The organism is Janthinobacterium sp. SUN128, assembly GCF_030587275.1.
Lineage (GTDB): Bacteria > Pseudomonadota > Gammaproteobacteria > Burkholderiales > Burkholderiaceae_D > Janthinobacterium > Janthinobacterium lividum.
This window is the reverse complement of the sequence record NZ_JAPWHY010000001.1, coordinates 619,415-631,148: the sequence shown is the minus strand read 5'-3', so window position 1 is coordinate 631,148 and position 11,734 is coordinate 619,415. Positions and strand designations below refer to the sequence as shown.

Below are 11,734 nucleotides of genomic sequence, written 5' to 3'. Positions count from 1 at the left end.
AATGGCTGCGGATTTCACCACCGCATACTATAGCAACCGGAGACCACATGAGAATCGAAACCCTGGCCGTGCACGCCGGCTACACCCCCGACCCGACCACCAAGGCCGCCGCCGTCCCCATCTACCAGACGGTGGCCTACGCCTTCGACAATGCCCAGCATGGCGCCGACCTGTTCGACCTCAAGGTCGCCGGCAATATCTACACGCGCATCATGAACCCCACGCAGGACGTGCTGGAAAAACGGGTCGCGGCGCTGGAAGGCGGCGTGGCCGCGCTGGCCGTGGCGTCGGGCATGGCGGCGATCACCTATGCGATCCAGACCATCGCCGAAGCGGGCGACAATTTCATCTCCGCCAGCCAGCTGTATGGCGGCACCTATAACCTGTTTGCCCACACCCTGCCGCAGATCGGCATCGAAGTGCGCTTCGCCGACGCGCGCCAGCCCGAGACCTTCGCCGCCCTGATCGACGCGCGCACCAAGGCCATCTTCTGCGAATCGATCGGCAACCCGCTGGGCAATGTCACCGATGTAGCGAAACTGGCCGAGATCGCGCATGCGCACGGCATCCCGCTGATCGTCGATAACACGGTGCCGAGTCCCTATCTGTTCCGTCCCATCGAGCATGGCGCCGATATCGTCGTGCACTCGCTGACCAAATACCTGGGCGGCCACGGCACCACCGTGGGCGGCGCCATCGTCGACAGCGGCAAATTCCCCTGGGCCGAGCACAAGGAACGCTTCAAGCGCCTGAACGAACCGGACGTGTCGTATCACGGCGTCGTCTACACGGAAGCGTTCGGCCCCGCCGCCTTCATCGGCCGCGCGCGCGTCGTCCCGCTGCGCAATATGGGCGCGGCCATCTCGCCACTCTCCGCCTTCCAGCTGATCCAGGGCATCGAGACGCTGGCCCTGCGCATGGACCGCATTTGCGACAACACGCTGGCCCTGGCCAGGCACCTGAAACAGCATCCGAAAGTCGCATGGGTCAATTACGCGGGCCTGGAAGACCACCCGGACCACGCGCTGGTGAAGAAATACATGAATGGCCGCGCCTCGGGCATTTTATCGTTCGGCCTGAAACTGGCGGCTGGTGAGGATCCACGCGCGGCCGGCGCCCGCGTGCTCGACGCCCTGCAACTGTTCACGCGCCTGGTCAACATCGGCGACGCCAAGTCGTTGGCCACGCACCCTGCCTCCACCACGCACCGCCAGCTCAATCCCGAAGAACTGGCGAAGGCAGGCGTGTCGGAAGACATGCTGCGCCTGTCCGTCGGCATCGAGCATATCGACGACTTGCGCGAAGACCTGGAGCAAGCCTTGAACGCGGCGTAAGCCTCTTTTCCACGCCGCCCGGAGGGGACTTCATGCCATAATCGGCGGCATGTCTTCCCCTCCTACTCCCTCTGAGCAGCCGACATCCGGCCATTTCCGCGCCGAATACGCGCGGCGCATGAATGCCGTGCTTGACCATATCGACCGCCACCTCGACACGCCGCTGGACCTGGCCCAGCTGGCCGACGTCGCGCATTTTTCACGTTTCCACTTTCACCGCGTATTCGCCGCCTGGATGGGCGAGACGCTGGGCGACTATGCGCGCCGCCGGCGCCTGGAAACGGCCGCCCTGCGGCTGGCCTGCCGTCCCGACGAAACGATACTGGACATCGCGCTGGCGACGGGCTTCGGTTCCGGCGAAGCGTTTGCGCGCGCCTTCAAGCTGAAATTCGGCTGCACGCCAACGGCCTGGCGCGCCGGCATCGCCGCAAAAAACGCTGCCATGCTCGCAGCCATGCGCCTGCGCCGGCAAGATAGCAATCCGGATCAGGCCATGCGCAATCCTGGTCAGGAAAACGGGCCGAACTTCCAGCACCATGGGCACTCCAATCCACTTCATAGAGAGAGTCCCATGCAAGTCACCATCCTCGACCTGCCGCCCGCCACGGTGGCGTGTCAGCGCCATATCGGCCCCTACGGTCCCGCCATCGGCGCCTTCTGGCGCGACACCATCGCGCCATGGATGCAGTCGCACGGCCTGGGCGACGCGACGTGCTACGGCATCGGCCATGACGATCCCAGCATCACGCCGCCAGCCAAATGCCGCTACGACGCCTGCGTCACCGTGCCCGATGCGTTCCAGTCGGGCGGCCGGGCCAGCATCACCACCCTGCCGGGCGGGCGCTATGCGGTGGCGCAATTCAAGGGACCATCCAGCGCCATTGCCGAAACATGGACGCGCATGACGCGCGAATGGCTGCCGGCCAGCGGCCTGCAGTGGGATGAGCGCCCGTGCTTCGAGCGCTTTTCCGCGGCCACGGCGCTGGACCCGGCCACCGGCGAATTCTCCTGCGACATCTGCATCCCCGTGCGGCCCCTGTAGCTTCCTCTTTCGCGTGCATCAGCCCGCGATACCATAACGCGATGCGGGCTTGCCGCGCATCGCGCCTGCGAACAGGGCCAGGCGGGCAGAGTCAAACTGCTCCCACAAGGCCTGGTCTTCCACGGAAGGCAAGGTCACCAGTTCGCCCTGATCCAGGCCCGCCAGCGCCGCATCGACACAGTCTTCCGCGCGCATGATGGTGGCCTGGTCCAGCTGCGCCAACGGCACGCCGCTCAATTCCCAGATTTCCGTTGCCGTCGATGCGGGCAGCACCAGCTGCACCACGATGCCCGTGCCGGCCAGCTCCTGCTGCAAGCCCCGCGTGAAATTCATCACATAGCCCTTGGTGGCGCTGTAGATCGTGCTGACGGGCAAGATGTGGAAGGACAGCACGGAGCCGATATTGATGATGGTGCCGCTGTTGCGCAGCTTGAACTGCGGCAGCACGGCGTAGCTCAACTCCGCCACGGCCGTCACGTTGACCTTGTCCATGGTGGCGATGCCCGCTTTCGGCGTATCGACGACGGGCGCCAGGGTCGAGGCGCCCGCATTATTGACCAGCATGGTGATGGCCGGATTGCTGGCCAGTTCATCGGCCACGCGCTGCAGGTCGGCCGGAGCGGACAGGTCCGCCGCCATGGCGCGCACGGACACGCCATACTTTTCTGCCAGCGACTTGGCCAGCACGCCCAGGCGTTCGACCCGGCGTGCCACCAGGATCAAATCGAAGCCACGGCTGGCCAGGCGGTCCGCATACACGGCGCCCAAGCCTGAGGAAGCGCCGGTGACGAGGGCCGTGCCTTGGGTAGTAACTGCATTCATGATCATTCCTTCTTCAATATAGGGGGTGGGCTGGCGTCACCAAACATGACAGCCATCATGCTTCAACACATTAAATATGACGGTCATCATGTTTAATGTGTTGAAGCATGACGAACATCATGTATGATGTCAACCATTATTTTTGAATTGCGATCAGGAGCCTGCCATGCGTTATCCCGCCGAAGAAACCGCTGAAAAGCACCAGCGCATCCTGACGCAAGCGGCGCGACTGTTCCGTGAAAAGGGCTACGACGGCGTCAGCGTGGGACAGATCATGCAGGCGACGGGGCTCACGCATGGCCCCTTCTACAACCACTTCGCTTCGAAGGAAGCGCTGATGGCGGAAAGCACCCTGCATGGCTCGGAACACTCGCGCGTGGCGCTCGATGCGGCAACGGCAAGCCCGGAAGCCATGCGCCAGTATGTGCGCGACTACGTGAGCGCGGCCCACCGAGACGTGCCGGGCGATGGCTGTTTGCTGGCCGCCCTGGCAGGCGACGCGCGCAAGCAGCCGGCCGTGCGCCCCGCCTTCACCGTCCACCTGAAATCCATCATCGGCAAGCTGGCCACGCATTTTCCGTGGCAGAAAAAGCGCAACCGACAACAGGAAGCCATCGTCATGCTGTCAGCCATGGTGGGCGCCGTGGCGCTGGCGCGCGCCGTCGACGATGCCGCGTTTTCCGATGAGATCCTGGCGGCAGTCAGCGCAACACTTGCGCCACCTGTCTGACCCTCTCGGCCACCGTGCCGGACACATTGATAAAAGCGATCCCCCGCCGCGCCAGCTCGTCCTGGTACCACGCATGCTGGCGCGCGCGAAAATCCTCGTCGCGGCGCGTGCCATCCTGGATGAAGGGGAAGTCTGGGGCGCACAGCAGCACCAGATCGTAACGGTGTTCTGCCAGCTGCGCCAATTCCTGTTCGGCCCTGCCGAACATCTCGACACAGTAAAAATACGTCGTCATGGGCGAGGTATCGCAAAACAGCCAGCGCCGCGCAGCCAATAGCGCCTGCGCTTCGCGGCGCAGCTGTTCCCGGCCGATCTTCAGCAGATCGTCATAGTTCAATATGCCATCCTGGCTTTCCCACAACTCGCGGCCATATTCGGCCACCCAGGCCGTCTCGAAATGCGCCGCCAGTGCTTGCGCCAAGGTCGTCTTGCCGCTCGATTCGCCACCGAGCACGCACACGCGCGTGACAAAATCGGCGCGCACAATCGGCGACAGAAAAGCGCTGTGCGCATGCGGGTCCTGCCTGGCCCGCGTGCCGGACACGGGCACCACAGTTCTCGCCTGGTCCACGCTCACATGCGCCACCGGCCCGCCGGCATAATGCCGTTCCAGCACCTGGGCAAAGCCGGGGCCATAGTCCTCGCTGGTGAAGACGGCATCGACGGGCAGCGCCAGCACCGTCCAGCACAGCCAGCCCATGAAATGGCGGTGCACATCGCCATCGTCGTCGTTGTGCGGCAGCGTACGCGCCGGCACGCCGCGCGCCGCGCACAGAGCGGCCAGGCGCGCATCATCCAGCAAGACGATGTGCGCCTGCGGGAATTGCGCGCGCAGCCACCGTTCCCGGCGCGCCGGCTCGTAACCGGGAAATTCGGGCTTGGTGTAGCTGACCACCAGCAGTTCTTCGCTGGCCTCTTGCGCACGATGGATCAACAGTTCGTGGCCCTGGTGCAGCGGACAAAATTTACCGACCACGAGGCCGCGTTTATAAAGGTTCATGCCACGGCTTCCTGCAAATCCGAAGTGTATTGAATGATCTTGTCTTCCGCCAGCAAGGTCTCGACCGTGATGGTGCCGAAAAAAGGCGCGAGCAAGGCGCGCGCCCGGTCAGCCTGCGGCATGGCGTTCGGCGCCAGGCGCAGCGCGATGGCGCCGTCGCCATGCTGGTGCACGCCGAACAGGGCGATGGCCAGCGGTTTCAGGGCATGCGTAATGTCGATATTGTTGATCCATTCGCCATTGATCGTCCTGTAGCGCAGGGGACTGCGGCCGGCCAGGCCCACCAGCACGGGACCATGCGGGCCATGCGCCAGCGAAGCGTAATCACCCGTGCGGTAGCGAACCAGCGGCAGGCAAAAATTGAAGCCGCCCGTCACGGTAATTTCGCCGCGTGCGCCATCCGGCACGGGCTGGCCCGCGCTATCGAGGATTTCCACGTACAGCCGGTGCTGCAGCAGCACGTGGCCACCCGCCTGTTCATCGTAGACGGCCACGGGGCCCACTTCATTGAGCGAATAGATGTCGAGCACGGGGCAGCCGAACGCCGCTTCGAGGCGCGCGCGCATGCCGGGCAACAGCATCATCGACACGGACAGCAGCGCGGCCGGCTTGTGCGTCATGGACAGGGTCAGCAACTCGGCAAACGAGATGGGGTCGCCCGCAATCAGCTCGGGCGCCATGGCGTCCAGGTAGCGCGCGCGGTCATCCGGGTCGCGCCAGTCGTCCTCGTGCAAGTTGATCTTCGCCAGGCCCGATTCGTTCATCGTCGGCGTGACGGAAACGTAGGTGAAGCAGCGGCGCTGATGCCCCAGCAGCATCACGCCCACCTGGCCCGCGCCATGGCGCAGGGTGACGCCGAAGCGGCGCAGCGCGCGCTTGTGGAAGGCCAGGTAGCGGCCCGCCACCAGCGGGTGCGAGGCGATCAGCAGCGGGTGGCCAGTCGTGCCTGTCGTCTGGAAGTTGATCATGCGCGCCAGGTCCGCGTCGTCGGGCACGAAGGCGGCGATGTCGTGGGCCAGTTCGGCGCGGCTGATGGGTGCCACGTCCGCAAGACGCGCGGGCGGCGAACCGCAGGCGCGGTAATGCGGCACGGTGGCGTAGGTCGTCCTGAGAAAATCCGCCAGCCAGGGCGGCGGCGCGTCTTTGCTCCAGCCGATCTCCGCCTGCATGACTTCCTGCTCGTAGGCGCGCAGCGCTTCGACCTCCCCGGCCAGCAGCTTGTTGCCGCTGCGGTTGCGGTACCGGGGTGCCGCGGGATGGCTGCGCAGTTTTTCCAGCATGCGCGCCCCCGCCTGCGTCAGGGTGGGACAGTAGTCGCAGTCCGATTCCCAGGCGCCGTCCGGCAAATTGACGTCCACACTCATTCGCGCGACCACTTGTCGGCCGATTCCTCGGCCGCCTTCTTTGCCAGCGCTTCGCGGATTTCGCGCGCGCGCTGCTCGGCCAGCCGGCTCGCTTCGAGCAGGCGGCGGCGCTCCGTGCCGCTGATGGCGGACAAGCGGTCCGTGGCCTGCGCCACGCTTTCGTCGCGGGGCCGAAAGCCCAGGCGCGCCAGCACGATGCGCGCCAGTTCCTCGCGCCGCTCGGGGTCTTGCGTGAACTGGTGGGCCGGCGTGGCAGCGGCCAGTTCGCGCGCCGCCTCGCCCAGCACCTGCAACAAATCGTGCTGCGGCAACTGCTGGCCAATGAACCAGTCGTCGGCCAGCAGCCAGCACAGGATCATGGCCAGCGCCAGCCGGTTGCGGTCCGCCTTCACCTGCGCGCCGATAAAACCCTGCAAGGATGCGGCCGGCGCGCGCGCGCCATGCAGCAGCAAAATGTCGTTGACCAGCGCGGCCACCGCCACCGCCTGCGCATTGGCGACGCCGGCGATGCGCGGCTCGGCGAGGAATTCGACGGGGGTGTCGGCCAGGCGGTGGGTCAGGGTTTCGAGGTGGGGACCGTGAGTATGCATGTCATTGTTGTATGTAGTGGCGCCGGCTGAACGCCCGCGCAAAGTCCAGCAAGTCCTCGTAGCGCTCGACGGCGTGGATATCCCAGCCCTGCTCGCGGCGCGCGCGCTTCAGATCGTCATAGGTCTGCTGCAGCCACTTATGGGCCGCCGCGCCTTCCCAGCCGCGCTCCAGGTTCAGGGCCATGGTGCCGCCCGCGCCGCCCTGCGCCAGCGCTTTCGCCGAGATATCCCAGCCGCTGTTGCCCAGTTCATCCTTGTCGAACATGGTGGTGATGCCGTCGTCGGAAATCATCAGGATGTGTGCAGGCCGTTCGCGCCTGGCCGCATAGGTCTGGCGCAGGCGGTGGATGGGGAAACAGGTGCCGCCGCCAAAAAATTCCGTCAGCACGCCCAGGATCATGTCTTCATCGCGCACGAAGCCTGGCGTTTGCATCACCTCGTTCTTGCCGCTCCACAGGGTCACCTGCACCTTCGCGCCGGCGCGCAGGGCGGACAAGGCAATCACGGCGCCAGCCAGTGTCAGGAACGAGGTATGCGCCTGCGGGTTCGGCATGGAGCCGGAACTGTCCACGTACATGTCCAGGTCGACGGGCACGGCATCGGTGGCGCGCGCAGGTTCGCGGCCGTACACGCGGCGCACGGTGGTCACGCCCGGCACGGGGCGCGGCGATTGCATCACCGATTGCAGCCAGTCGATATCCTCCAGCGGGTCGCCGATTTCCCATGCTTCCAGCCCTTCCATCTGCGGCTCCTGCGACTCGGGCGCGGGGCGGCAGGGGAACGCCACCAAGTGCGGCAATGCCCGTTCGCGGTAATAGCGGATGGCGATTTCATGGTCGCTCAGGTTCACGCCCGACGCCTTTAAGATATCGCCCAGCTCGAACGGTTCGCGCAGTTGCCCGCCGCCCTGCCTGGCGGGCGCCTCGGTCACAGGTTCCTCGCCATCAAGGCCGGAAATGCGCTTGTCGTGCACCGGGTGGATGGCGCCGTCCGCCTCGTCGTCCTCGATCTGCTGCGCACCATAGGTCTGGCAGCCACGGGCTGCGTCGCGCGTGTCGAGCAGATAGCGGCTCGGGCTCAAGGCATCCGTGTCTTCCACCAGGTAAGGCAGCAGCAAGGTGGCGAAGCGCCCCGCCGCCAGCATCCAGTCGTTCGCGTAAACACGGATCAGGCGCGCGCCCAGCCAGGCATCCGTGTCCAGGCGTTCGTCTGCACTACCGCCTCCGAGTTCGCCCTTTTGCAGCTGCCACAGGTTTTCATAGATGCGCATGTACAGCGTCCATACGCCGCCGCTGCCTTTGGCATCGGCTTGCGCAGAGCGCCCCTGCTGCAGTTTGCGGTAGATGTCGGCCATGCGCAGATTCGCCTGGCGCTGCAAGCGGTCGTTGATGAACAGGTCCGTGTACAGGTTGGCCACCATGGGCGCGTGCTGTTCCAGGGTCGGCAAGGCGCGGCGCATGCGCGCCAGCAGGCGGAACTGGTCGCTGGCACTGCCCGGCGCGAGGATGTGGTGGCCGATTTCATGGGCAAGCACTTCCAGCGCATAGTCGTCCAGGCCCAGCTCCGTCACCAGCGGCAAGTCCACCACCACGCTCTGGTCCAGCAAGCGGATCATGGCGAAGCTGCCGGACAAGCCCTGCTTGCTGGCCTCGACGCGGCTGGCGCACAGGTTCGGGTCGCGCAGGCGCGTAAATTTGCTCCACGCGGCCAGGGCCTCGGGCCAGGCGGCGCGCCAGCGGTCGATCAAGTCGGCATCGTTCTTCATGCGAGCGGCAGCAGGCGGATCGCATGCGTCCACGGTGACGTGACGGCCAGCGTATGCGCATTCGCGGCAAGCGCGATATCACCGGCCGGCAGGTCGAGCGCGATGCTGCGCGCGCCGATATGCACGGTCGCCCCCTCGAGGCGCACGGACGCCGGCATGCCACTTGGCGCCTGCTCGAACTCCTGCGCCGTCGCGCTGTGCAGCACGGCGCCATAGGCGTCGGCCACCAGCAGGTAGTGGCGCTCGGCGCTGCACACGACAAAACCGTCCTTTGTGGCGCGCACTTGCGGCGGTGTGCCGAAGTCGCCACCGAGGCCGCTGAAGCTGCCGAACGCCCGGCCCTCGGCATTGCCGCGCCAGGGATTCGCCAGCAACTGCGCATGCACCTGCGGCCATTGCGCGCCCGGCTCGCCAAAGGCGGCCAGCGCCAGCGCTTGTGGCAAGGTGTCGGCGGCGGCCAGCGCGCCCAGGCGGAAATGCGCGACGCCGGCGCGCCAGGCCAGCACCTGGCCCACGGCACGCAGCTGCGCGACGCTGGCGACTTGCGGCGCCACGGCAGCCATCCCGGCCTGCCATTGCGCGGGCCGCGCTCCCGCCACGGCGCCAATGTGGATGGCGGCGTTGCTGAGCATGCCCAATACATCCACGGGCGCGGTGGCCAGCAACGGCGCAAACGAGGGCGCCAGTTCGCGCCAGACGGTATTCAGGAACGGATTTTTCGCGGCAGGCCCGGCCAGGCCATGGCCCACCAGTTCCAGCGCCATGTCATAGGCGGCAAAGGTAGCGCCGCCCACGCGCTCGGGCGCGGCGGCGGCCAAGGCCACCACCAGCGGATCGACGCCGTCGTGCAGGAAGGCGCCAAAGGCGGCCATGTCGAGCGCGGGAAAGCGCCGGCGCGCTTCCACAGCGCGCGCATTGAACTGGGCGCGGCCGCTGGCAAGTATCGAGGAAAAGGCAGGAGAAATCATCGCAGCCTGTCAATCGCTGTGCGAAAAGTGCAGCAGATAGCGCTCATCCCCTGACTCGAAGGCGATCTCGTCCCAGTGAATCGCGTACCAGACACCAGGTGGCGGCGTCATCGTCACGGCGTGCACGGTGAATCCGGTCAACGACATGTCCAGCGCTTCGAGGAAGGCGTCGACGAGGCAGGCGCGAAAACGGCCGGGCGGCGCCGTGCGCATGTGATCCGACGAGAAGAACCAGCGCTGGCATAGCTGCTCCAGTTGCGCGCGCCCGCACGGCACCGCCGCGATCTGCCACAGGGGCGTCGGCAGCGCGCGCGCCGGGGCGATCACATTCAAGGCGTAATCCTCGACGCGCAAGCCCAGCGCCTTGGCCAGGTCAGGCGCGTCGGGCAGGCGCTGCAGCTCGTAAGTTGCGCACAGGTCGCTGGCCTCGCTGTTCAACATGGCCAGCGCATCGAGAAACCCGCGGCAATGGTCGATATTCAGAACGTCATTCATTGCGAACGCAGCCAAGTCCGGTAGTTCGTATAGCGCTGGTGCAGGTACTTGAGCTTCAGCAGGTCGTCGTACAGGGGACCGTACAATTTTCTGCCCTTCGTGCGTTCGCCGATCAGCTTTTCGATGCGGTTCAGGCGCGCCAGGGTCTCGCGCTCGCTGACGCCATCGAGGCCCAGGTCGAATTCGGCCGACAGCACGCCGACAGGATCATCGCGGTCCAGATCCAGGCGGTTGAATTCATCGTTTGACAAATCGAACAGGCGGCGCAGCCAGCCCAGCCTGTCGCTGCGGTAGGCGGCGTTTTCCGGCAGCGCGAAAAATGGCGCATCCGGGTCCGGCTGCAGCTTGTTATGCAGGACGAACGGCAGCACCTGGCGCAAGTCTTCCAGCGCCACCTCGCCATTGCCGCGGAAATAAGCCATGGCCTTGGCGTAGATCATCAGCGCCATCAGGGTGCGCACGGAAATGCCGTTCAAGGTCTGGCAGCCCAGGTCTTTCAGGCGGTCGCGCCCATTGTCGGCCGCCTGCGCGGCGCCCCGGTCGGCTCCGGCCAGGCGGGCCGTATCCTTGGTCATGTATTCAAACTGGCCGCCGGCCGTCTCGAACAGCTCGAACTGGCTGGCAAAGAATTCCAGGCGGCGGCGCACGGCGTCGGGTATGGCCACCTGGCGGATGGATGCGCCGATCTGATCCACCTCCCCTTCCGTGAAGATGATATCGGGCGGCACCAGCTCTTCGGGGCGCACGTTTTCTTCCACGCGCAGCAGCAGTTCGTTCAGGAAGCGCGGGTTGAAGGCCAGTGCCTGCACCGTCACGTCGACCCGGTCGCGCAGCGCTTCGATCACCTGGTAGGTGCCGCCGCCCTGGTCGTCGTTGGCCGTCAGATACCAGGCCGCTTCCGGGCATTCGTAAATATGGTTCAGCACTTCCGCGTAATTGTCGCCCATGACGGTGAGCAGCGCGCTTTGCGTGCGCGTGGGGATGCGGTTGTATTCATCGACGATCTTCACGCGCATGCCCAGCCAGGCGCGCCAGGCGATGCGGATATCGTCCATGCTTTGCGCGTTCACCAGGTCCGCCGGCAGCGGATTGCCCAGCAAATCGGCCACCGTCATCTGCGGGTGGCCATGCTGCATGGCGCGCTTGACTTCCTTGACGGTGGAGCCGGCCAGCACGCCCATCAGCAGGGCGCTGGCCGTCTTGCCCCGCCCCGGCCCGCCGACAAACAGGCATTTGCGGCGCGTGGCAAATGTCAGCAGGGGCAGCAAAATAAAACTGGAATAGCTTTGCGCCGACGGCAGATTCAGCGTGCGGCGGCTGTCGCCCACTGAATACGTCTGCGACGGGCCATCGTTGTATTCGATGTCGTAATGGGGGCTGATGATGGCGTGATTGACGATCCAAAAGTACGCCTGGCGCAGCTTTTCATCGAACGGCCGCGCTTGCGCCTCGCCTTCCGCTCCCAGCGCGATGGGGCCCTGGTACAGGTCCGCCACGTCGAACTGCCGCGCGGCGGGCGCGGACTTGGGTTTGGTGGGGGCCTGGGACAGGCGCTGGAACAGGTTAAAAGACGGCATGGCAATATTCTTCCATTAAGGAAATGAAATTATTGCACAAGCCACCT

General features: G+C 65.5%; 11 protein-coding genes. 3 read left to right on the top strand and 8 right to left on the bottom strand.

The features are described from left to right. Window positions 1-47: 47 nt before the first annotated feature. Window positions 48-1,334, top strand: a complete 1,287-nt coding sequence (locus O3297_RS03010) for an O-acetylhomoserine aminocarboxypropyltransferase/cysteine synthase family protein (protein WP_070259189.1) — start codon at window positions 48-50, stop codon at window positions 1,332-1,334. 49 nt (window positions 1,335-1,383) lie between these two features. Then, a complete protein-coding gene (locus O3297_RS03005; RefSeq protein ID WP_305047706.1) occupies window positions 1,384-2,376 on the top strand; it encodes a GyrI-like domain-containing protein in 993 nt (330 codons plus the stop codon). Window positions 2,377-2,394: 18 nt separating this feature from the next. Here O3297_RS03005 and O3297_RS03000 read toward each other — a convergent pair whose 3' ends face one another. Further along, window positions 2,395-3,198 (bottom strand): SDR family oxidoreductase, encoded by an 804-nt coding sequence (locus O3297_RS03000; RefSeq protein ID WP_305047705.1) that lies wholly within the window; start codon window positions 3,196-3,198, stop codon window positions 2,395-2,397. A gap of 166 nt (window positions 3,199-3,364) precedes the next feature. Between O3297_RS03000 and O3297_RS02995 the strand changes: the two genes are divergently transcribed. Then, complete coding sequence (locus O3297_RS02995; protein WP_305047704.1) at window positions 3,365-3,928, top strand: TetR/AcrR family transcriptional regulator; 564 nt, start codon at window positions 3,365-3,367, stop codon at window positions 3,926-3,928. Here O3297_RS02995 and O3297_RS02990 read toward each other — a convergent pair. Genes O3297_RS02990 through O3297_RS02960 form a run of 7 tightly spaced genes read right to left on the bottom strand, consistent with a single transcriptional unit; the run spans window position 3,900 to window position 11,687 of the window. Continuing rightward, window positions 3,900-4,928 (bottom strand): AAA family ATPase, encoded by a 1,029-nt coding sequence (locus O3297_RS02990; protein ID WP_305047703.1) that lies wholly within the window; start codon window positions 4,926-4,928, stop codon window positions 3,900-3,902. The two genes, O3297_RS02995 and O3297_RS02990, sit on opposite strands and share 29 nt — an antisense overlap. Further along, window positions 4,925-6,292, bottom strand: a complete 1,368-nt coding sequence (locus tag O3297_RS02985) for a capsule biosynthesis protein CapK (RefSeq protein ID WP_305047702.1) — start codon at window positions 6,290-6,292, stop codon at window positions 4,925-4,927. The genes O3297_RS02990 and O3297_RS02985 overlap by 4 nt, the downstream gene beginning before the upstream one ends. Next, window positions 6,289-6,882: a hypothetical protein gene (locus O3297_RS02980; protein ID WP_070259199.1), complete on the bottom strand. Its 594-nt coding sequence runs from the start codon at window positions 6,880-6,882 to the stop codon at window positions 6,289-6,291. Before O3297_RS02980 ends, O3297_RS02985 begins: the two co-directional genes overlap by 4 nt. 1 nt (window position 6,883) lies before the next feature. After that, entirely contained in the window at window positions 6,884-8,647 is a 1,764-nt protein-coding gene (locus tag O3297_RS02975; RefSeq protein WP_305047701.1) for a VWA domain-containing protein, read from the bottom strand. Then, complete coding sequence (locus O3297_RS02970) at window positions 8,644-9,615, bottom strand: hypothetical protein (RefSeq protein WP_305047700.1); 972 nt, start codon at window positions 9,613-9,615, stop codon at window positions 8,644-8,646. The genes O3297_RS02975 and O3297_RS02970 overlap by 4 nt, the downstream gene beginning before the upstream one ends. Window positions 9,616-9,624: 9 nt before the next feature. Beyond that, window positions 9,625-10,110 carry a hypothetical protein gene (locus O3297_RS02965; RefSeq protein ID WP_305047699.1) on the bottom strand — a complete coding sequence of 162 codons (486 nt, stop codon included), beginning with the start codon at window positions 10,108-10,110 and terminating at the stop codon, window positions 9,625-9,627. Continuing rightward, window positions 10,107-11,687 (bottom strand): AAA family ATPase, encoded by a 1,581-nt coding sequence (locus tag O3297_RS02960; protein WP_070259207.1) that lies wholly within the window; start codon window positions 11,685-11,687, stop codon window positions 10,107-10,109. Before O3297_RS02960 ends, O3297_RS02965 begins: the two co-directional genes overlap by 4 nt. Window positions 11,688-11,734 lie beyond the last annotated feature (47 nt).

What these genes read in the sequence shown, in the direction of transcription:
- O3297_RS02980 (WP_070259199.1), bottom strand. Translation starts at nt 6,882, where the DNA reads ATGCATACTCACGGTCCCCACCTCGAAACCCTGACCCACCGCCTGGCC.
- O3297_RS02970 (WP_305047700.1), bottom strand. Translation starts at nt 9,615, where the DNA reads ATGATTTCTCCTGCCTTTTCCTCGATACTTGCCAGCGGCCGCGCCCAG.
- O3297_RS03005 (WP_305047706.1), top strand. Translation starts at nt 1,384, where the DNA reads ATGTCTTCCCCTCCTACTCCCTCTGAGCAGCCGACATCCGGCCATTTC.
- O3297_RS02985 (WP_305047702.1), bottom strand. Translation starts at nt 6,292, where the DNA reads ATGAGTGTGGACGTCAATTTGCCGGACGGCGCCTGGGAATCGGACTGC.
- O3297_RS03010 (WP_070259189.1), top strand. Translation starts at nt 48, where the DNA reads ATGAGAATCGAAACCCTGGCCGTGCACGCCGGCTACACCCCCGACCCG.
- O3297_RS03000 (WP_305047705.1), bottom strand. Translation starts at nt 3,198, where the DNA reads ATGAATGCAGTTACTACCCAAGGCACGGCCCTCGTCACCGGCGCTTCC.
- O3297_RS02995 (WP_305047704.1), top strand. Translation starts at nt 3,365, where the DNA reads ATGCGTTATCCCGCCGAAGAAACCGCTGAAAAGCACCAGCGCATCCTG.
- O3297_RS02965 (WP_305047699.1), bottom strand. Translation starts at nt 10,110, where the DNA reads ATGAATGACGTTCTGAATATCGACCATTGCCGCGGGTTTCTCGATGCG.
- O3297_RS02990 (WP_305047703.1), bottom strand. Translation starts at nt 4,928, where the DNA reads ATGAACCTTTATAAACGCGGCCTCGTGGTCGGTAAATTTTGTCCGCTG.
- O3297_RS02975 (WP_305047701.1), bottom strand. Translation starts at nt 8,647, where the DNA reads ATGAAGAACGATGCCGACTTGATCGACCGCTGGCGCGCCGCCTGGCCC.
- O3297_RS02960 (WP_070259207.1), bottom strand. Translation starts at nt 11,687, where the DNA reads ATGCCGTCTTTTAACCTGTTCCAGCGCCTGTCCCAGGCCCCCACCAAA.